We start from the raw sequence: 20462 nt of genomic DNA on the forward strand, positions 1-20462 counted from the left end.
TAGAAAAAGCCCTGGCAAAACGTTTTACAGCTACATCGATGTGGAGGCACGATGGCATCGCGGTATCAGATTGTTTGTATGGCGGTCGATTGCGGCAGCCTGAAACGTGCGGCCGACGAGCTGGGCTATACGCAAAGCGCGGTGAGCCAGGCCGTCAAGGCGCTCGAGCGCGAGCTGGGCACCACGATTATCGAGCGCGGCAAGCAAGGCGTCTCGCTTACGCGCGACGGCAAACAGTATCTGCCGTATCTGCGCCAAATCGTAACGGCCGAGGCCGAGCTCGAGGGCAAGCGCCAGGAGTTGTTGGGGCTTTCGTCGACCGACATTCGCATTGCGACGTTTACCAACGTGAGTCGTACTGTGTTACCGCGTGTGATCCGCGACTTTGGGGCCCTGCATCCGGGCGTGCACTTTACCCTCAAGCAGGGCGATTACACGCGCAACGCCCAGTGGGTACACGATGGCGTGGTCGACTTTTGCTTTACAGCGCGTGGATTTACCGAGGGGCTCGAGAAACGCGTGGTCTATCACGACAAGCTGGTGGCGCTGTTGCCAGCCGTCCATCCACTGGCGGCAAAGGAAAAGGTGACGCTTGCCGACCTGGCGTCCGAACCGTTTGTGCTGCTGGATGAGGGCGAACAGAGCCTGGTGCTCGATGCATTCGCGGCGCATGGGCTGTCGCCGCACGTGACGAGTGAGGTGACCGACGACTACACCATCATGGCGATGGTGGAGGAGGGCCTGGGCGTGAGCATGCTCTACCGTCGTACTGTAGAGGGCATGCAAGCCGATATTCATGTGCGGCCCATCGTGCATGCCCCCTCGCGCGACGTAGTGGCAGCCTGGCGCAGCTGGGATACCATGCCTATCGCCACGAGGCGCTTTATCGACTATATGAGCTCGCATATCGTCAATTAATGACTAGCGTGGCGTTGAGTGTGGTGATTAGCGGGCTGTCGCTTTGGCTTGCGTCAGACGGTAGGTGTGTGCCGGATGGCAGAGCAATACCGCCACGACCATAAAGAACGCCGTGGTGCCCAGGCTGATGGGGTAGACCATCATGATGTTCGCAAAGTTGCGGAAGTGCGGGAACACGCAGAACACCCAATAGAAGCGGATGCCGCAGACACAGATCATGGTGATGAGGGCGGGCGTGAGCGAGATACCAAAGCCGCGCAGGTAGCCTGACATGTTTTCGTAGAACATGCTAAAGGCGTACGCCGGGAAGATCGAACACACGCGGATATAGCCGATCGAGACGATGTTGGGATCGCTGTTGAACAGCGATAGGATCTCGCGTCCCAGGCCGACAATAACGATGATCGTGGTGAGTGCAACGATACCGCCTTCGACCAGGCAGACCTTGAGCGTCTTGGTGCAGCGGTCGATCTGGCGGGCGCCGTGATTTTGTCCCACAAAGGTGGTGCAAGCCTGGCTAAAGCTGTTGAGCAGGTTGTAGCACACGTACTCCAGGCTCATGGCGGCGCTCGAAGCCGCCATGACCTCGGTGCCCAGGCTGTTGATGGCAGACTGGATGATGATGTTGGCGACGGCAAAGACGGCGCTTTGGATGCCGGCGGGCAGGCCGATCTTGACGATGCGCTTGAGGGCGACGGGGTCTAAGCCTAAGTCGCGTGGGGTGACGCGGACGACGGAGTCGGTCTTGAGCAGGCGGATAAAGAGCGTCGCGGCGCTGACGGTGTAGGCGATGGCGGTGGCGATGGCGACGCCCGCCACACCCCAGTGGAGTACGGGGACAAAGACGAGGTCCAGGCATATGTTGAGGACGGTGGACACGGCAAGCGCCTGCAGCGGCATGCGGGTGATGCCGACGGAGCGGAAGATCGCGGCCTCAAAGTTGTAAAGCAAAATCGAGGGCATGCTCAGCAAAAAGACGCGTAGGTAGAGTGAGGCGAGCGGCATGGTCTCAGCGGGAACGTTGAGCGCGGCGAGCATGGGCTCGGCAAAGATCTCGCCCAGGGCGATGACGACAAAGCCCACGAGCGCCATTAAAATCGAGGTATGGACGGCGCGTTTGACCATGTTCTGATCGTTGCGGCCGATAGCGTTGGCAATGACCACGTTGGAGCCAAGCGACATGCCGATAAACAGGTTGAGCATAAGACTGGTAAGCGGAACATTGGAGCCGACCGCCGCCATGGCGAGGGTTCCCTGGTCGCCTGAGAAGTTACCGATGATGACCGTGGCGATGAGGTTCGATAGCTGCTCCAAGATGCTCGTGGCGGCCACGGGGAAGGCGAACAGGGGAATATTGCGCCACAGCGAGCCGGTGGTCATGTCAATGTGCTTAGATGCGGTGTCTGCCATACGCTCTCAATCTCTAATATGCTCTTTCGTGCTTATTTGCGCAGACGATGATACTCCTAATCGACTAGTCGGCACTTAGGGACGTTCCTTTTCTGCCGGCAGTTGGGGACACTCCTTCAGACTAGTCATTGGGGACGTTCTTAAATGACTAGTCGAACAAGAACGTCCCCAATGACGAGGCGGGGGAGGCGTGCGACAATGGTGGGCGTTGTGTTGTTCGCGCTAAGGAGTTGCCATGTTGTTGTGTCCCGTTTGCCATAAGCCATTGGTGGACGACGAGCGCGGTGCTGCATGCGCGGGCGGACATCGATTTGACCGTGCGCGCGAGGGCTATCTGTATCTGCTGCGCTCGTCCAAGAGCGGCGACTCCATGGGCGATCCCAAGTCGCAGGCGCGCAGCCGTCGTGACTTTCTGAACCGCGGATACTATGCGCCGTTGCGCGACGCAATGGTCGAGCTGGTGCGCGAGCAGGTGTCTGGGCGTGCAACGTCTGCGAATGGCCCCATGACGCTGCTCGATATTTGCTGCGGCGAGGGCTACTACACCAGTGCCATGGGCGCGGTACCGGGCGTGGATGCTTATGGCTTTGACCTGGGTAAAGAGATGGTGCGCCTTGCCGCCAAGCGCGGCGATGCGACCTACTTCGTGGCCAACATGAAGGATATCCCCGTGGCCGATGGTGCCTTCGATATGGTGACCGAGCTCTTTGCCCCCTTTAACGAGCGCGAGTTTGCCCGCGTGCTGGCACCCGAGGGCTCTCTCTACACCGTGGTGCCGGGTGCCCGTCATCTCTTTGGGCTCAAGGAGGTGCTCTACGATACGCCGTACCTTAACGACGAGAAGCTGCCGCAGACCACCGAGCTCGAGTTAATCGGAACGCAGCGGGTGACAGCTTCTATCACCCTCCAGACGCAGGCCGATATCGAGGCAGTGTTCCAGATGACGCCCTACTACTACCGCACGCGCCCTGCCGACAAAGAGCGCCTGGCAAACCTGGAAACCCTTCAGACCGATATCGACTTCATCATCGCCGAGTACCGTCACAGCTAACACCTACCAAATAGGGACAGGTTTATTTTGGCAGGTTTTATCTGGGCAAACGTAAAGGGCCGACCGCGGAGATGCGCGATCGGCCCTTTTTAGTTGCTTGGCTGCAGAGGTTATGAGAAGCGAGCGCTTACAGGCGGTCCTTGTTTTCGGCCTTAACGGCGTGCGCCTGCTGAACAAAGAACAGGTCGTACACCACGATGACAAAGGCGCCAAAGTTGATGGCGTCGCCGCCAAACGCGGGAAGCGTGAGCACCGCCTGGGCAAGCGTGGCGACTGCAGCAACGATACCGAGTTTAAACGCGCCGTCAACCTGCGAAGGCTTGTTGGCACCCTTGATGCCCGCAACGCCCGCGGCAAGATCGATGAGGCCCTTGGCGATAATCACGGCCGCGGCGAGCATGGCGTTCGATCCGTAGGTGGACTCGAACTTGCCGGTCGCGATGCCGGCGATTCCAATGACGAGACTGGCGATGCCCAGAACAAAATAAATCAGGGCAAGGATTTTGAGAGTCTTGCGAGTGAAGCTCATGGCTGGTCCTTTCGATACGAGTACGCCAACCTGGCGCGCCCTATGTGCTGCACATATGGTGAAGCACATTGTAGTTCAACGCGGCGATGCATGCGCCTGAAAGCGTCTCTTGCCTGCACGGTTCAACCTTTCAAAAAGGAAAGCTGGACGTAAGTCAAATCGATGGCAGCGCATGCGCGGCGCTGCGATGATGAGGCCATGGTAAGAGCTGGACCGAAGGAGGAGCCATGATGTACGGAGTCAAGCAAGTGGATGAGCCGCGGTCGCTGGGAAGGCGCATGAGTGATTCTGTGATCGCTGCCGTGTGCACGGTATTGATGGCTGTGCTTTGCATTGGGATGCTGTGGACCATGTCGCATGTGGGACAATAACGGACGGTTGGGTGCCAACTGAGGTGGCGCTCACGTATTCGTTTTGTTTGCTAAGGAGTGTCCATGGGCGTCGTCGATCCCTTTTCTGTTGCTCGGGCTGCTGGGCTCGAGCTCGTGCGGACGTCCGAGGGCCTTACGCTCACCGACGGCACGATGGAGTTGCGTGCCGATTTTGGCCGCATGCTTCCACGGCTCAAGCAGGGTCGTCTGCAGCAAGAGCTGTTGGTAAAGGCTGCGCGCACAAAAGGCATCGAACAACCATGGGCGATTGATGCCACAGCAGGCTTTGGCGAGGACTCGCTGCTGCTGGCGGCCGCGGGCTTTACCGTCGATCTGTATGAACAGGATTGCGTGATCGCGGCGCTTCTCAAGGATGCCTTGGATCGCGCGACAGATGATCCGGCGCTTGCGACAGCCGTGGCACGAATGCGCTTGCATGCGGGCGAGGACAGCATCGCCGGCCTTCGCCATGTAGCTGAGCTGATCGGGCAGGGCGAGCTCACCGCTCCTGACGTGGTATATCTGGACCCCATGTTTCCCGGGCGCACCAAGAGCGCGGCGGTGAAAAAGAAGTTCCAACTCTTGCATCATCTGGAACAGCCGTGTGCCGATGAGGAGACGCTGGTCGAAGCCGCGCTTGCGGTGCACCCGCGTAAGGTCGTTATCAAGCGGCCGGTGAAGGGGCCGCTGCTTGCCGGCGTTAAGCCGAGCTATCAGCTTGCGGGCAAGGCCGTTCGCTACGATGTTTTGGTGCCGCCGCGCCCGTAGCTTGCGTGCGATGGCCGGCGCTTCGCCAGCGCCGTGCCGATGCGGGGTCTATTTCCAGGGGTGCGACGTCAGATGCCATCCGCCGCAGTATTCGCATTTGTAGCAGGCAAGGCCGCGCCGCCCGCGGTTTTCGCAGTCGGCCATAACTGCCTCGGCCTCGGCGCGCGTGTCGTAACGGTTTTTGCGTTCGCACGACTTGTAGCGCCAGGCTTCATCGCGCTCGGCGTCTAGTGCGTCGCGGCGCTCGTCTTCGCGCGCAAACAGATCGCTCATATCGCCGCCGGTGGCAGCGCCCAAAAACTCGCTCTTTGCCTTTGACCAGGCGGCTCGCTTTTTGCTCCCCATCTGCTCCTTGCCCTTTCCAAACGCTGGTATGATTGCTCAATCAAAGTGATACCAATAAACGTGAGGTCGCCGCGTGATGATCAGAAAAACCCTCGATACCGACATTCCCGCCGTCATGGCTATCTATGACGCGGCCCGCGCTTTTATGCGCGCGCATGGCAACGCCACGCAGTGGCCCGAGGGCACGCCTTCGGCCGAGCAGCTGGCTGCCGATATCGCCGCTGGTGGCAGCTATGTGTGCGAAGTTGACGGTCACGTGGTAGCGACGTTTGCCTTTTTACCGGGTCCGGACGAGTGCTATGACGTAATTGAGGACGGTCGGTGGCGCAGCGACACTCCGTACGCCGTGCTGCACCGTGTGGCATCCGACGGCACCGTGCACGGTATCGCGGCTGCGATGTTCGCCTTTGCCAAAGAGCGTGCCGATCACCTGCGCATCGACACGCATCAGGACAATCTGCCCATGCAGCGTGCGAGCATCAAGGCGGGATTCGAGCGTGCCGGCATTATCCATGTGTCGGACGGCACGCCGCGTGTTGCGTTCGACTGGCTGCGCGAGGCATAAGCGCCCAGGCGCATACCAACACTCCATCTAAATGAAAATGGCCCCGGGTGGGGCCATTTTTTGGCAAAACGCGTTGTTGTGGGGCTCGCGTCGCTGCCGTTCCAGATGAACCCGGGCAGACAAAAAGGGGAGGTGCCGGCTTTCGCAAGGCGCGAACCTACGAAAATCGCTGCGCGGCAACGCGGGGCGATGAGCTCGGTCGGGGGATAGGGCCCGCTTCGCCCGCCGGCCCGTAAATTGTATCATCCAGTGTGGAACGAGAGCGCCCGTTGCCGCGTGCGATGGGCTTGCAATAAGAGGAGAGCCATGTCGAAGCAAGCTGTCGTTGGAATCTTGGCGCATGTCGATGCCGGCAAGACAACGTTGGCCGAGGCCATGTTGTTCAACGCGGGTCGCATTCGCAAGCGCGGCCGCGTGGACGATGGCGATTCGCATCTGGACACTAACGCGATCGAGCGCGAGCGCGGCATTACGATTTTCTCGTCGCAGGCCGTGCTCGACCAAGGCGATACCCACGTCATGCTCGTTGATGCGCCGGGGCATGTCGATTTTTCTGCCGAGGCGGAGCGCACATTGCGCGCCCTGGACTACGCGATTCTGGTGGTGGGCGCCAACGACGGCGTACAAGGGCACACCGAAACCCTGTGGCGCCTGCTTGCGCGCTATGACATTCCGACGTTCATCTATATCAACAAAATCGATTTGGAGCATCCCGGCCGCGAGGTTTTGCTGGCACAACTTGGGCAACGTCTTTCCGAGGGCTGCCTGGATGCCAGCGAACTGCTGGCGGGTGGTGCCGTTCGGGAGGACGCTGCTGCGTTGGACGAGGCGGCGCTCGAGGAGTTTCTTGAGACGGGCGAGCTTTCTGTTGCAACGCTGTCGCGCATGGTTGCCGAGCGCAAGCTCTTTCCCTGCTTTGCCGGCTCGGCGCTCAAGGACCAAGGCGTTGACGAGCTGCTGGATGGCATATGCGCGCTGATGCGTGAACAGGCGTGGCTCCCGGAGTTTGCTGCGCGCGTCTATCGTGTCAGCCGCGGGGATCGTGGCGAGCGCTTGGCTTGGGTTAAAGTGACCGGCGGCACGCTGCATGCCAAACAGATGATTGACGGACGTTCCGGTGCCGAGGCATGGGAGCAGAAGGTCGATCAGGTACGCATCTATAACGGCGAGAAGTATGAGCTTGCCCAGGAAGTTGCCGCTGGCGGCATCTGCGCCGTGACGGGCCTCGCACACGTTCGCCCGGGTGATGCCCTGGGCGCGGAGCCCGCGGGCGATGCACCTGTCATTGCGCCGGTCCTCACCTATACGGTGCTGCCGGGCGAACACGATGTCCATGCGGTGTTTAAAGCGCTGACCGAGTTGGCGGACGAAGACCCCATGCTCGGCGTAAGCTGGAATACGCATCTTGAGCAGATTCACTTGCAGTTGATGGGAGCCGTGCAGCTCGAGGTCGTGCAGCGGGTGTTGGCCGATCGCTTTGGCCTTACGATTGAGTTTGAGTCCGGCGGCATTCTCTATAAGGAGACGATCTCGCAGCCGGTCGAGGGTGTGGGCCACTTTGAGCCACTGCGCCATTACGCCGAGGTGCACCTGCGCCTTGAGCCGCTGCCGGCGGGCTCAGGCGTGCAATTTGGTACCGCTACCTCGACTGACGAGCTCGATCTGAACTGGCAGCGCCTGGCGCTCACCAACGCCATGGAGCGCGATCACCTGGGCGTGTTGACCGGCTCGCCCATCACCGATGTGCGCATTACGCTCACGGGCGGCCGCGCGCATGCCAAACACACCGAGGGCGGTGACTTTCGTCAGGCAACATACCGCGCGATTCGCCAGGGTTTGATGCAGGCGCGCGAGGCGGGTGCGGCGGTACTGTTGGAGCCGTGGTACCACTTTGAGCTCGAGGTGCCAGGGGAGTGCGTGGGCCGGGCGTTGTCAGACGCCACGCGCATGGGTGCCGAGTACGAGCCGCCGACGATGGCGGGCGACCGGGCGAAGCTTGTGGGTCGCGTGCCGGCATCCGAGGTGCAGGATTACGCGCTGGAGGTGGCTGCCTACACGAGCGGGCGCGGTCATCTGTACCTGGAGTTCGCCGGTTATGCGGCTTGCCATGATGCCGAGCGCGTCATCGAGACGGCCGCCTACGAGCCCGAGGCCGATCTGCCCAACACGCCCGATTCGGTCTTTTGCTCTCACGGCGCCGGTTACACGGTCAAATGGTACGACGTACCCGCCGCGGCGCACGTAAAGATCGATCCCACCACCTTCCGCCCCTGGCGAGCAGCAGACGCCGAGTTTTTCGGCCATAGGTGATAGAAGGGCGGCCTCTTTGTCACCTGCTGTTGGTATAACTCGGTATAAGTTGGTATAACTATAGGCGGCGTTTGCCAATCCGAGGAGGCCGACATGAATCCAAATCCCTTTAAGCCCACGGCTGGTAAGCGACCTCCGATACTCATCGGTCGCGAGTCGGTCATCGAAGATTTTGAGGAAGGGCTCGATAACGGCGCGGGAGCGCCGGGCAGGCTCATGCTCATTACGGGAAACCGCGGCTGCGGCAAGACGGTTCTCCTGAGGGAGCTGCAACGTCTGGCCAGCGAGCACGGATGGGCGGTTGTCTCCGATTCCGCTTCGCTTGGTTTATGCGACCGCTTGGCCGACGCACTCCGCTCGAATAAGCTCGTTGTGACGTCAATGGAGTTTGGCCCATCGTTTGGACGGATGTCGGTTGAGGCGGCGCGGGCAAAAGGCGAGACGTTGCGAGGGCTGGTCAACGAACGCCTCAAGAAACTCGGCCCAAGCAAGGGTATTCTGTTTGCGATTGACGAGGCTCAATCTGCGTCTATCGAGGAACTGGCGGCTCTTGCCGTTCTCTATCAGCAGGTGCTCGGAGACCAGGATGCCACGGGCTTGCCCGATAGCGACCAGCGCGGTCTTGCGCTGGTCTTTGCCGGCTTGCCCAGCATGGTTGACGATCTGCTCGAAGAGCCGAGCGTGACGTTTTTGCGACGTGCCCAGCAGCGTACGTTGGGGGCGATTTCTTTGCCCAAGGTGCGCGATTCGTATATCCAGACGGTCGAGTGTGCCGGTCTTTGCGTTGATGCGGAGACGGCGGACCTTGCAGCGCACAAGAGCATGGGGCATCCCTATATGGTTCAGCTGGTGGGATATTACATGTGGCGGTCTGCTGTCCGGCGTGGCTCGCAAGTCATCGAAAGGCGCGATGTCGAGGATGGCCATGCGGATGCCGTCTCTGAGTTCTACGAAGCGGTTGACGCGCCTCTGTATTACGGGCTGCGCAGTCCACAGCGCCTTTTTATCGAGGCTATGGCGGTTGACGAGGACAAGCCGACGCGCATGGCGGATATCATTGAGCGCTGCGACCGTACCCAGAGCTGGGCGAGTAAATATCGCGCAAGCCTGATTCGCGAGCGCGTCATCGAGGCTGCCGGATACGGCCTCGTCCGGTTTAGCGTGCCTATGCTGGGCAAATACATTCACGATCGTGTTTTATGGCACGAGTAATGTGACAAAGGGACTGTCCCTTTGTCACATCGATGTCTGAGAGAGGTCAAAACATGGTGATTCATACCGAGCGTTTGACGCTTCGTCCGTGGCGCGAGACGGATGCGGCGAGCCTGTTTGCATATGCGAGCGATCCGGACGTGGGGCCGGCTGCGGGTTGGCCGCCCCATCGAAGCATTGAGGAGAGCAGGGAGATCATTCGGACGGTCTTTGCGGCGCCCCATACCTTTGCCATTTGCCTGGCTGAGGCAGACGAGCCCGTGGGCAGCATCGGGCTCATGCCGCCTCGCTGCGAGTCGAACAGCCAAAGAGGCGGACTCGAGTTCGAGGTGGGGTATTGGATCGCCAAGCCGTTCTGGGGTCGAGGCTTTGCTCCCGAAGCGGTGCGAGCCGTGCAGCGCTATGCGTTCGAAACACTTGGCTGCAAGGCACTTTGGTGCGGATACTACGAGGGCAATAACAAGTCGCTACGCGTTCAGCAAAAATGTGGCTTCGTGCCTCATCACGTTGAACGCGACGTGCCCTGCGAGCTCATGGACGATGTGCGTACCGAGTACTTTACGTATTTGACCCGCGAAGACTGGCGCAGGCAGGCACAGTGTGAGTAACGTGACAAAGGGACAGTCCCTTTGCTACGTTCGGCTAACAGGAAGGGGAGCGATGACGGTGTCGCAACAACCAAGTGCTATTGAGGTGCGCGGCGCGCGTGTTCACAACCTCAAGGACATCGATATCGATATTCCGCTGGGAAGGCTCGTGGGTATTGCCGGCGTGTCGGGTTCGGGCAAGAGCTCGCTGGCGCTGGGGGTTCTGTATGCCGAGGGCTCGCGCCGTTATCTGGAGGCGCTCAGCACCTATACCCGCCGTCGCCTGACGCAGGCCGAACACGCTCAGGTGGACGAGGTGCTGCACGTGCCGGCGGCACTCGCGCTGCATCAGCGCCCCAGCGTGCCAGGTGTGCGCTCCACGTTTGGCACCATGACCGAGCTCAACAACAGCCTGCGCCTGCTCTTTAGCCGTTGCGCCCATCACGTGTGCCCGCATTGCGGGACGCGTGTGGAACCGAGCCTTAACGTGGCCGCGGGTCTGTCGCTCACGTGCCCCGCATGCGGCCACGGGTTCTACGCGCCGGGTGCCGAGGACCTTGCCTTTAACAGCGGCGGCGCGTGTCCTACCTGCGGCGGTACCGGCGTTATGCGCGAGGTGGACGAAGCGAGCCTGGTGCCCGACGAATCAAAGAGCATCAACGAGGGTGCGGTGCTTCCCTGGGGCACGCTCATGTGGGATCTGATGAAGCAGGTGGCCGGCGAGATGGGCGTGCGCACTGACGTGCCGTTTAGCCAGCTCACGCCCGCCGAGCGCGATATCGTGTTCCATGGCCCGGCGGTCAAGAAGCACATCCTCTACGTTCCCAAAAACGGCGAGGGCGCCACGCCGCTCGACTTTACCTATTACAACGCCGTCTATACTGTCGAGAATGCGCTCGCCAAGGTTAAGGACGACAAGGGACTTAAGCGCGTGGCGCGCTTTTTGCGCGAGGGGCCGTGCCGTGACTGCGGCGGCACGCGTCTTTCCGACGCCGCGCGCCAGCCCCAGGTGCGCGGTATCAATCTGGCGCAGGCGGCGGGCATGACGCTGGGCGAGGCGATTGAGTGGGTGCGCGGGGTGCCTGCATCCTTGCCGATCGAGATGCGGCCCATGGCCGGGGACATCTGCGATTCGTTTTTGAGCACGGCCCGCCGCCTGGTCGACCTGGGCCTCGATTACCTTTCGCTCGACCGCGCCGGTGCCACGCTGTCGACGGGTGAGCGCCAGCGCGTGCAGCTTGCCCGCGTGGTGCGCAACCGATCGACGGGCGTGCTGTATGTGCTGGACGAGCCTTCGATTGGCTTGCATCCTGCCAATGTCGATGGCCTGGTGGGCGTGATGCGCGATCTGGTGGACGACGGCAACACCGTGGTTGTTGTCGACCACGACACGCGCGTGCTGGCAGAAGCCGACTATCTGGTCGAGATGGGCCCCGTTGCCGGAGCAGGCGGCGGTCATGTAATCGCCGCTGGTACGGTGGACGAGGTCGAACAATCGCAGGGTAGCCGCATCGCGCCGTTCTTGCGCTCGGACCCCAAGCGCTTGCGCCCGCAGGTGGCTGACGACGAAATGTTCGACCTAGGCCATATCCGCATGGCGACCGATGCCATCCATACCGTCAAGCCGCTCGAAGTCGATATCCCGCGTGGCCGCCTTGTCGCGGTAACGGGCGTTTCAGGCTCGGGTAAGACGACATTGGTGCTCGAGACGCTCATCCCGGCACTCAAAGCGCAGGCAGCCGGCGAGCGCCTGCCCAGGCACGTGCGTTGGGTCGATGCCGAGGGTATCGCGCGTGCCAACCTGATTGACGCCACGCCCATTGGCGCCAACGTACGCTCGACGGTGGCGACCTATGCCGACATCCACGATGAGCTGCGCCGCGCCTTCGCCCGTACGCCCGAGGCCAAGGCGGCAGGGTATAAGGCGGGTGCCTTTAGCTACAACACCGGTGCCTTGCGTTGCCCCACGTGCGATGGTACGGGCTCGATATCGCTTGACGTGCAGTTTTTGCCCGATGTCGAGATCGTCTGTCCTGCATGTCGCGGCTCGCGTTATGCGGATGCCGCCTTGCATATCCATCGCGAGGGCAAGGACGGCAGCTCGCTCACGTTGCCGCAGCTCATGGACATGAGTGTGGACGAGGCCCTCGACGCCACGGTGGGACTCAAGAAAGTCCAGGCGCGCCTGCAGACCTTGCACGACCTGGGGCTGGGCTACCTGACGCTCGGCGAGCCCACGCCGGCGCTCTCGGGCGGCGAGGCGCAGCGACTTAAGCTTGCGAGCGAGATGGGCCGCGTGCAGGACGATGCCGTATTCGTGTTCGACGAGCCCACCATCGGCCTGCATCCGCTCGATGTTCAGGTACTGCTGAGTGTGTTTGATGGCCTTGTTGCCAAGGGCGCCACGGTTATCGTGATTGAGCATGACCTCGACCTTATCCGTAACGCCGACTACGTGATCGATATGGGCCCGGGCGGCGGCGATGCCGGCGGGCAAATCGTCTGCGCCGGCACGCCGGGCGATATCGCAGCCTGCTCCAAGAGCGTTACGGGCCGCTATCTATAGACGATGCGACAAAGGGATTGTCCCTTTGTCGCATTGATGCCTATTTCACGCACTGAGCGGCGAGATAGTCACGGAAAAACGGCAATTCAAAAGCGACGATTCCGCGTCCGCGTTCTCCGATGATGCCGGCGTCTATCATGCGGCGTCGGTAGCGGGAGACCTGCTGTGGCGAACGCTTGAGGCGCTCGACAAGATCAGCGGTGGTGGACTCTTCCTCGTCATCGAGCATGGCGATGAGGAATCGCTTGTCCTCTGCAGTGAGTTCCCGATAGGTTGCCGCGAGGATTCGGTCGTCCATCTCGTCGCGCGCGATTTTGATTCCCAGGTCAAAGTCGCGTGACGAGATTTCCTTCGAATCGCTTGTGAGATCCCAGGCACGATAGCCTACGAGTTGCAATAGGAAGGGAAAACCGGAGATCGAGCGAACGGCTCTATCGATTCCCTCAGCATCTGCCAGGCGATCGTTTTCCTGGATTGTGCGAATCAAGGCCTCGCGCACGTCATAGTCGGCAATGCGACCCAGATGATATTGTTGGGCGCGGCGAAGGAACGAGACCGTCTTGTGGTTCAGCAACGTCGAGACGTTGTTGGGAAGTCCCGCCATGAGCAGCGCGACGCGTTTCCCATCGGTCACAAAGTGCTGATACGTCGCTGCGAGCTGAATCATTTCGTCGAGTGTCGGGTCTACCTCGTCAACCGTGACGAGCAGACCGGTGTCCGCCTCGTTGAGCTGGTCGATGATGTCGCTCATGCGATAACGCCAGGTTGAGGCATCGTGAACGCGATTGACCTCGATGCTGCCGAGCGGTGCAATTCCGAGACCGGTGACTTCGAAGCGGCTGGACGAGTCGATGAGATGGGCTGCGGCGCGTTTCGTCCCGAGTTCGATTTCCTCAAGCATTCCCGGGAGCGCGGTCGTCTTTACGGCTATCCAGCCGTGGGATTCCGCCCTTGTTGCGAGCGACGACATGAGGGCGGTTTTGCCGGTTCCACGCGCGCCTGAGAAGATCGAGGTCAATTCTGGGCGCCTGCGCTGGCTCAAGAAGGCACGGTCCAAATCCCGAATAATCTGTTGTCTGCCAGCGAGATGGGCAGGAACCTCGCCAAAGCTAGGGGTAAACGGGTTCTCGAGCTATTCCACAATGCCCTCCTTTAGCGTCTCGGGTTAATTTCATTTTATTCTAGTTAATCTCAATTAAAAACGATTAATTTCATTTCAAAGCATAAGGTTGGCGTCGTGCGTTATCGAAGCGGTGCTTGAATAGCTTACGTTGGAGCCCGAAAATGGGTTCAACCCATTCGCGAAATTTACACGCCCTATTGTGAGTGGGCTCTCAGATGAGCTGAAGCTGCCATCGTGCGGCTGATAGGGGCAATCATGAAAAATAGAATCTATGGGTATGCTCGAGTTTCGTCAGCAGATCAGAACCTGGATCGCCAACTGGACGCGCTGGAGCGGTTTCCGGTCCAAACGAATTTGATCTATGCTGACAAAGCGAGTGGAAAGGACTTCAGGCGTCCTCAGTACCGACGTCTTCTTCGTCGTCTGCGCGAAGGGGACGTTCTGGTGATTAAGAGTATCGATCGATTGGGTCGCGACTACCGTGAAGTTCTCGATGAATGGCGTCGCCTAACGACGGACAAACGCGTTGCCATTGTGGTGCTCGATATGCCATTGCTTGATACACGCGAACAACCCAATGGAATTACGGGGACTTTTATTGCCGATCTAGTGCTTCAGGTTTTGAGCTACGTGGCTCAGGTGGAGCGCGAAAACATAAAGCAGCGCCAGGCGGAGGGTATCGCGTCGGCGCGTCTGCGGGGTGTGAGATTTGGGAGACCGACGCTCGAACGTCCGGATAGCTACCGCGATGTCATCAAATCATTCGAAGGAGGTGAGGTTACGAGGCAAGAGGCCGCAATGCTTTTGAACGTTAGCGCATCGACGTTTGATCGTTGGAGACGGGCGGACGCGAACGGATATGACCGTTCGCCGTTTGCCCGTCCTCTTTAGCTAGACATTTTGACGAGGGGAGTTTATTGCACAGGGCCCACTCCTTCCCTCGATGTTTATCCAGTTCACGCCCTTGAATCAAATAATGCCACCGCGTCGCCAATTCGTCTGCTATTTGACGAGGGGGAGGTTAAACGACTACCAAGGGATATGTAATGAAGAAAAAGTTATTTACGGCAGTTCTGGCTTTTAGCGCGGCGGCACTAATCGGCATTTCTCTACCACTCGGAATTACGGGTCGCGGCTGGAGTCCGACATGCGCATTTGCAGCGACTAAGAAAAGTGGAAAGAAGCCAAAGCCAGGTAAGAAGGATTCAGTAAAAATCGATCAACTAAACTGGAGTGTCTCAGAAGGCGTTGTTGATGGCGTCGAGATGATGACATTTGAATATGACAACAAATCGAGCTTCGATATTGCTCAGTTCACTATTCAGTTTGAGCCGAAAGGGGAGTTGACTGACGAACAGAAACTTCTGTTTACTGACGTTTTTGATGAAGATGAGGCTGCGCACGATTATTCAACGCTGAAAATGACGGCGGATAGCCAGCGAATCGTCGAGAAGCGAGAATCGGTTGATAGCGTTCCGTGCATTACCCATGGCGACTATGTCGCCAATGCCCAGCAGAATCAATATGACCTGATGGAGCCTTCAGTGGCGACTATTGCCTATCTAGGCGGCGATGGAAAGATATATCTCGAGTACTATAGTTTCAAGTCGAAAACCTATACGACTTCATCAAAGGGCGGTGTCAAGGCGTATGACTGGCCAACAAAAGCCCTTGCAAAATCCTTGCCGAAGCCTGACTGCCCTATTGTTTATACGTCGTTAGACGAAAAAGACTGCCTTTCGTTTTTCGCATTTGGCATCGATCATGATGGGTACGGCAAATACATCAAAGCTTGCAAGAAAAAGGGATACAAGAACATCGAATATTCGTATGACAGCAGTTTTTGCGCAAAGGATAAAAAGGGACGGGAACTGATGATCGGATATAGCGACCGAGATCAGCGGATGGACGTCAGCGTTTCAGTTGATTAACATGGGCATATGATCGAATGATCAACGCGTTATGATGCCTATGTATGGATTGGGGTGCCGGCCTATGGTCTGTGCCCCAATCTTTCTAAAGTTACGTGCAGCAGAATAGGTATTAAATTAACGTATGAATGTGTATTTATATTATGTTGGATTTAAGTCCTTCCTTTCTGAATTGGTTGACATCAAAACCCAATATAAATGAATTGAGTCCGTAATTACCCTGAGGACAACTGGAGGACAAGGGCTAAATGAGCGTTTCCAATCCGTTTAAAACAATTGGCCAGAAGATAATTGTCGCCCTATTGGCGTTAGGCTTGATTGCAGCTTGCGGCGGCTGCGTGTACCTGTGGTTGATGCGCGATCAGACCGTTATAAGCGATGATTCGATTCGGGAAGAAATTAAGCCGGTAACGAAGTTGCTTACCTACGAATACGATTTTACTCAGGTTCTATATATTGACGATGCAGGGAATCCGTTTGGTTTTAACAACCCATTTACTACTAAGCGATATGTAGCGACAATCGATGGCAAGGCGGATATCGGCCTGAACGTAGACGATGAGAACCTGAAGGTCAAAGTCCATCGTTCGAAAAACAACGAGTCGGTAATAAAATCTGTTAATGTTACGCTTCCGCATTCCGAGATCGTGACGTTGTCAACGGATCCGAACTCGCTTAAAAAGTACGTTGAGGACAATGGTTTTCTTAATTGGAATCAGGTCAGTACGGACGATTTAAATAAATTGCTTCAGCAGGCTGATAAGGACCAGAGGCAAAAGGTTCAAGAAAGTGGCATGCTGGAAAAATCTGATGAACGTGCAGTAAAACTGGTGAAAAAGCAGGTGTCGACGTTCTGTGGTTCAGACGTAAGGGTCAATGTCGAATTCGAAGATTAATATCTACCTTTGAAATCAAATTACTGATTCAGCTGAATGCCCGCTATCGCGATGCCTTACGTTGCAATAGCGGGCATCGCTGATTTCGTTTGAAGGGTGTCAATGTGACAATTGTCCGATATGACAACGAGACTGTCCCTTTGTCACATTCCCGGAAAGCCTGTTTGGCGCAGGGCCTCGTAGAGGACGATGGCGGCGCTGTTGGAGAGGTTGAGTGCGCTGATGCGGTAGTCGTCCGGGTTGACGAAGTTGCCGCAGATATCCTGCCGAAGGATGGCCTCGTGGCTGTCTTCGGTATGTCCGAGCGATTCCTCGTGGGCTTCCCAAGCCTCGGCGTTATCGAGTGAGTCGCAATCGCGCAGCATCGGGATGCGCTCACAGCGCTCGGGCGCCGCGGCAAGCAGTGGCTCGGGAATGCCCGAGCTCTCGCTGCCAAAGACCAAATAATCACCGTCGCGGTAGGTACTTTGCGCATAGGTTCGGCGCGCCTTTTTGGTCAGCAGATGCAGGCGCTCGTCGGCGGAGGAGAGGCCGTTGCACGCAAGGAAATCCTTCCAGCCGGTATAGGTGGTCACGTCCAAGTTTTGCCAGTAGCCCAGGCCGGCGCGACGTACCGTCTTGTCATCGAGCGAAAAGCCCAGCGGCTCCACCAGATGCAGGCGGGTACCGGTGACCACGCAGGTACGGCCGATATTGCCCGTATTGGCCGGAATCTCGGGCGCATACAGCACGATATTGAACATGAATCTCCTTGGCTCAGAATGAAAAACCACCACGAAGGGGACACAGGCACCTTCGTGGTGGTTTGGCGGTTACGTGGGCAGAAAATGCTCGCTTCGATAGCCTAGGCGCGGTGCCAGTCGGTCAGGCAGGCATCGAGCGCGGCGATGAGCGCGTCCTTGTCCATATGACGGCCGATGATGCACAGGCTCGTCATGCGGTCGCCCGTCTCGTCGTCCCAAATCTGCATGATCTCGGGGTTCTCGTCGATAATCTTCTGCTTCTCGCCCTCGGGCGCAGAATCGACAAACAGACCGTTCTCCATCAGGCGCATCTGGTAGCCGGCCTGCTCAAACATGTAGCACATGTCCGGATTGCCGGTCTGCCACAGCGGACCCTTGACGCGGATGACCTCGTCGGGCCACTCCTGCTCAACAAAATCGGTGAACTTCTGCAGGTCGAACGGCTTGCGGCGCGAGTACACAAAGGTCTCGATGTCGTATTCGAGCACCTCGGGGTCATCGTGCTCCTCGGGATGCTCCATGGCCTCGATCCAAGCGGCGGAGTTGTAGGCGCGCATAAAGTCGAAGCGGTCGGTATCGAGCAGCTCCTCCATGGGGACCTCGCCGTTTTGAGCCTCGACAATCACGGCGTCCTTCTGCAGGCTGCGCACGATGGCTTTGAGCTCGGCAATCTGCTCGGGGGTGACGGTGTCAGTCTTATTAAGAATCAGCGTGGAGCAAAACTCGATCTGCTGGATGAGCAGGCTCTCGATGTCGTCCTCGTCGATATCCTCGGCTAGCAGGTCGCGACCGCCGTTGAACTCGTCGTACATGCGGGCGCAGTCGACCACGGCCACGATGTTGTCGAGCGCGAGCTTGGGCTCGCCGCCCACCTTGGCCTCGTCGCAGAAGCTCGAGATGGTGTAGGCGATGGGGATGGGCTCGCAAATACCCGAGGCCTCGATGATGATGTAGTCGAACTTGCCCGAATCGGCGATGCCCTGCAGCTGGTTGGCCAGATCGTCCGAAAGCGTGCAGCAGATGCAGCCGTTGGTGAGCGGGATAAGGTCGTCGGTCTCGGAAAGGCCGCCGTCGGCGATGAGGCTGGCGTCGACGTTGATCTCGCCGATATCGTTGACGATCACGGCGGCGCGGATGCCGCCGTCGTTGGCGAGGATGTGGTTGAGCAGCGTGGTCTTGCCGGCACCGAGGTATCCGGTAAGCATGATGATCTTCACGGGTTTGTTGGGCATGTGCCCTCCTTTGTTAGACATGGCTTACAGTTGAATCTTATGCCAAACGCCTGCTCTTATACCCACGCGCCGACAAATAACACAGGCTACTCCCAGGCTCCCCACACGTCGGGACAATAACCGACGGTGGCCTTTTTGCCGTTGCGCACGATGGGCTCGGCCAGAACCTGCTGGTTCTCGAGCAGCTTATCAAAGCGCTGGCTGGGGGTGAGGTGCTGGATGAGTGCGAGCGTCTCCTCGTCCTTGGCTTTGGGGTTGAGCAGCTTGTCGATGCCACCGACCGCCTGCATCACGCTCGTGAGCTCGCCCTTGCTCATCTCTTTTTCCTTAAGGTCAATAAACTGCACCTTAATGCGGCGCTCCTTAAAATAGCGCTGGGCCTTCTTGGTATCGAAGGACTTCTTAGTCCCGAAAATTTGAATATTCATATCTATGTTCCGCCGTTCTACCTGATGAAGTTGGTCCTAGCGCGATCGGCCTGGGGCGCTTCGATGCCGGCGGCCTTTCCCGCCTCGATGCAACGCAGGAGCCAGGCCATGTTTTTGCCGATGTTTCGCATGGTGGCAAGGCCCTCGGCGTCCTGGGCGGCCTCGCCCGGCATGGCACCAAAGACGTTGTTCCAGTAGGTGGATGCTACCACGGGCATCTGGTTGATGGTGAAGTACTTGTTGAGCACATCGAACGTGGTCGACGTGCCGCCGCGACGGGCAACGGCGACAGCGGCGCCCGGCTTGTGCGCAAAGGCCTTGCTGCCGGCATAGAATGCGCGGTCGAGAGCCGAGAGGATGCGTCCGCTGGGGTGCGCGTAGTAGACGGGCGAGCCAAAGACAAAGCCGTCTGCCTGCTCGGCGGCGGCAATCAGCTTGTTGACCACGTCGTCGTCAAAGGTGCAGCGGCAATCGAGTTTGCCACACTGGCCGCAACCGATGCAATCGCGAATAGGCTTGGCGCCCAGCTGAAACATCTCGGTATCGATGCCCTCGACGTTGAGCTGCTCGGCGACCTCGGCGAGTGCGCGGGCCGTGTTGCCGTTTGCCTTGGGGCTGCCATTGACCAAAAGAACCTTCATCACAAACTCCCTCTGCTGTCGGTGACTTCTGCAGAGGATTATCGCACGAGCGGGCAGATGGCGTGGGGCACGATGCCGGCCCCGAGGGCCCACGGCAGGCACGCTCACCAGGTACGAGCGGGATACGGTCCAGAGGATGTTGGAGTGCGGGGCCTCGTGCGAGCAGATTGTAAGGGGTCTGGGCGGGTCGCCCTCGATGGCGAGCTTTGAGGCCTTGGAAGGCGGGCTGCTGCGGCGGCTATGGTTTATACTAAGGCGGTTGCTATCGAGTAATTCATACTTGGTTTGATTCGATTGTGAATGCGTAACTAGGATGGAAAGCAAAGGAAACTCTATGGAAACAGAGGATGCTGTTTGCTTGATGACTTCGATTGCCTTGATTGTCCTTTCAATCCAATACCGAAGAGGAAGATGGCTCTGCTCAATTGCTGGATATGATGTCACAAAAAGGGAGAGCGAGATTGATATACGCCCTTACGCAAAGCTGATTTCTTCTGTGACGTTATGGATGGGGCTGCTGTTTTTCTTGTGGGCGGTAGAGGGCTGGGTACGCGATTGGAATACCAGCGTTTTTGAAGTTTTGGTTCTACTTCTGTTCAGCTTGGCCTCTTTGTCGTTCGTGCGGCTCGTTAGGTTTGTGTTTATGAGGCGATAGCCAGCGGAAATGGCTGGACGACAAAATGGACCAATGCAGCCAATTGTCAATAGAATTTGATAGGCTTTGCTTAACAGATTTACTCGAGGGCATATCCGTGGCGGGGGATAGGTTCTATCTTGTTGAGCACTTATTTGCATCAGGCAAAGTAAACCAAGAGTATCGAAACGGTGCCCCCGGG

At 58.3% G+C, this 20462-nt stretch carries 21 protein-coding genes; 13 read left to right on the forward strand and 8 right to left on the reverse strand.

The window, feature by feature from the left end:
* The first annotated feature begins 51 nt into the window (after positions 1–51).
* Positions 52–918 (forward strand): LysR family transcriptional regulator, encoded by an 867-nt coding sequence (locus ACGHEN_RS02600; RefSeq protein WP_390397157.1) that lies wholly within the window; start codon positions 52–54, stop codon positions 916–918.
* A gap of 27 nt (positions 919–945) precedes the next feature.
* Here ACGHEN_RS02600 and ACGHEN_RS02605 read toward each other — a convergent pair whose 3' ends face one another.
* Positions 946–2328: an MATE family efflux transporter gene (locus ACGHEN_RS02605; RefSeq protein WP_390397158.1), complete on the reverse strand. Its 1383-nt coding sequence runs from the start codon at positions 2326–2328 to the stop codon at positions 946–948.
* Positions 2329–2563: 235 nt separating this feature from the next.
* On the opposite strand from ACGHEN_RS02605, the gene ACGHEN_RS02610 reads away from it, so the two are divergent.
* The gene (locus ACGHEN_RS02610; RefSeq protein ID WP_390397160.1) at positions 2564–3379 is read left to right on the forward strand and encodes a putative RNA methyltransferase; all 816 of its coding nucleotides are present in this window, start codon (positions 2564–2566) and stop codon (positions 3377–3379) included.
* 127 nt (positions 3380–3506) lie between these two features.
* On the opposite strand, the gene ACGHEN_RS02615 is transcribed toward ACGHEN_RS02610, so the two are convergent.
* Positions 3507–3908 (reverse strand): hypothetical protein, encoded by a 402-nt coding sequence (locus ACGHEN_RS02615; protein ID WP_117635536.1) that lies wholly within the window; start codon positions 3906–3908, stop codon positions 3507–3509.
* Between the two features lie 434 nt (positions 3909–4342).
* Here ACGHEN_RS02615 and ACGHEN_RS02620 point away from each other — a divergent pair, with 434 nt between their 5' ends.
* The gene (locus ACGHEN_RS02620) at positions 4343–5047 is read left to right on the forward strand and encodes a class I SAM-dependent methyltransferase (RefSeq protein WP_117778940.1); all 705 of its coding nucleotides are present in this window, start codon (positions 4343–4345) and stop codon (positions 5045–5047) included.
* A gap of 48 nt (positions 5048–5095) precedes the next feature.
* Here the strand turns inward: ACGHEN_RS02620 and ACGHEN_RS02625 are convergent, their stop codons facing one another.
* Positions 5096–5392 (reverse strand): hypothetical protein, encoded by a 297-nt coding sequence (locus ACGHEN_RS02625; protein WP_055310006.1) that lies wholly within the window; start codon positions 5390–5392, stop codon positions 5096–5098.
* A 76-nt stretch (positions 5393–5468) separates the two neighbouring features.
* Between ACGHEN_RS02625 and ACGHEN_RS02630 the strand changes: the two genes are divergently transcribed.
* From ACGHEN_RS02630 to ACGHEN_RS02650, 5 genes are all read left to right on the forward strand, one after another.
* On the forward strand, positions 5469–5957 hold the full coding sequence (locus ACGHEN_RS02630) for an N-acetyltransferase (RefSeq protein WP_390397162.1): 489 nt from the start codon (positions 5469–5471) through the stop codon (positions 5955–5957).
* A 306-nt stretch (positions 5958–6263) separates the two neighbouring features.
* Positions 6264–8267 carry a GTP-binding protein gene (locus ACGHEN_RS02635; protein ID WP_390397164.1) on the forward strand — a complete coding sequence of 668 codons (2004 nt, stop codon included), beginning with the start codon at positions 6264–6266 and terminating at the stop codon, positions 8265–8267.
* A 93-nt stretch (positions 8268–8360) separates the two neighbouring features.
* Positions 8361–9479 (forward strand): AAA family ATPase, encoded by a 1119-nt coding sequence (locus tag ACGHEN_RS02640; RefSeq protein WP_390397166.1) that lies wholly within the window; start codon positions 8361–8363, stop codon positions 9477–9479.
* A 53-nt stretch (positions 9480–9532) separates the two neighbouring features.
* Positions 9533–10087 (forward strand): GNAT family N-acetyltransferase, encoded by a 555-nt coding sequence (locus ACGHEN_RS02645; RefSeq protein ID WP_390397168.1) that lies wholly within the window; start codon positions 9533–9535, stop codon positions 10085–10087.
* A 52-nt stretch (positions 10088–10139) separates the two neighbouring features.
* Positions 10140–12632 (forward strand): excinuclease ABC subunit UvrA, encoded by a 2493-nt coding sequence (locus ACGHEN_RS02650; RefSeq protein WP_390397170.1) that lies wholly within the window; start codon positions 10140–10142, stop codon positions 12630–12632.
* A 40-nt stretch (positions 12633–12672) separates the two neighbouring features.
* On the opposite strand, the gene ACGHEN_RS02655 is transcribed toward ACGHEN_RS02650, so the two are convergent.
* Entirely contained in the window at positions 12673–13383 is a 711-nt protein-coding gene (locus ACGHEN_RS02655; RefSeq protein ID WP_390397172.1) for an ATP-binding protein, read from the reverse strand.
* 24 nt (positions 13384–13407) lie between these two features.
* Here ACGHEN_RS02655 and ACGHEN_RS02660 point away from each other — a divergent pair, with 24 nt between their 5' ends.
* The 4 genes from ACGHEN_RS02660 to ACGHEN_RS02675 all read left to right on the forward strand — a co-directional run bounded on the left by ACGHEN_RS02660 (position 13408) and on the right by ACGHEN_RS02675 (position 16582).
* The gene (locus tag ACGHEN_RS02660) at positions 13408–13635 is read left to right on the forward strand and encodes a hypothetical protein (protein WP_390397174.1); all 228 of its coding nucleotides are present in this window, start codon (positions 13408–13410) and stop codon (positions 13633–13635) included.
* 375 nt (positions 13636–14010) lie between these two features.
* Positions 14011–14646, forward strand: a complete 636-nt coding sequence (locus ACGHEN_RS02665) for a recombinase family protein (RefSeq protein WP_390397175.1) — start codon at positions 14011–14013, stop codon at positions 14644–14646.
* A gap of 155 nt (positions 14647–14801) precedes the next feature.
* On the forward strand, positions 14802–15686 hold the full coding sequence (locus ACGHEN_RS02670; RefSeq protein ID WP_390397177.1) for a DUF6591 domain-containing protein: 885 nt from the start codon (positions 14802–14804) through the stop codon (positions 15684–15686).
* Between the two features lie 248 nt (positions 15687–15934).
* Positions 15935–16582: a DUF4230 domain-containing protein gene (locus tag ACGHEN_RS02675; protein ID WP_390397179.1), complete on the forward strand. Its 648-nt coding sequence runs from the start codon at positions 15935–15937 to the stop codon at positions 16580–16582.
* Positions 16583–16725: 143 nt separating this feature from the next.
* On the opposite strand, the gene ACGHEN_RS02680 is transcribed toward ACGHEN_RS02675, so the two are convergent.
* The 4 genes from ACGHEN_RS02680 to ACGHEN_RS02695 form a co-directional block, all read right to left on the reverse strand.
* Positions 16726–17325, reverse strand: a complete 600-nt coding sequence (locus ACGHEN_RS02680; protein WP_390397181.1) for a tRNA (cytidine(34)-2'-O)-methyltransferase — start codon at positions 17323–17325, stop codon at positions 16726–16728.
* 101 nt (positions 17326–17426) lie between these two features.
* Complete coding sequence (locus ACGHEN_RS02685; protein WP_390397183.1) at positions 17427–18557, reverse strand: GTP-binding protein; 1131 nt, start codon at positions 18555–18557, stop codon at positions 17427–17429.
* 86 nt (positions 18558–18643) lie between these two features.
* On the reverse strand, positions 18644–18985 hold the full coding sequence (locus ACGHEN_RS02690; protein ID WP_022093957.1) for an arsenate reductase family protein: 342 nt from the start codon (positions 18983–18985) through the stop codon (positions 18644–18646).
* Positions 18986–19002: 17 nt separating this feature from the next.
* The gene (locus tag ACGHEN_RS02695; protein WP_390397184.1) at positions 19003–19626 is read right to left on the reverse strand and encodes a flavodoxin family protein; all 624 of its coding nucleotides are present in this window, start codon (positions 19624–19626) and stop codon (positions 19003–19005) included.
* A gap of 334 nt (positions 19627–19960) precedes the next feature.
* Here ACGHEN_RS02695 and ACGHEN_RS02700 point away from each other — a divergent pair, with 334 nt between their 5' ends.
* On the forward strand, positions 19961–20281 hold the full coding sequence (locus ACGHEN_RS02700) for a DUF3784 domain-containing protein (protein WP_117635527.1): 321 nt from the start codon (positions 19961–19963) through the stop codon (positions 20279–20281).
* The last annotated feature ends 181 nt before the right edge of the window (positions 20282–20462 follow it).

The sequence above is a fragment of the Collinsella sp. i06-0019-1H4 genome, from assembly GCF_042849575.1.
Classification (GTDB): Bacteria; Actinomycetota; Coriobacteriia; order Coriobacteriales; family Coriobacteriaceae; genus Collinsella.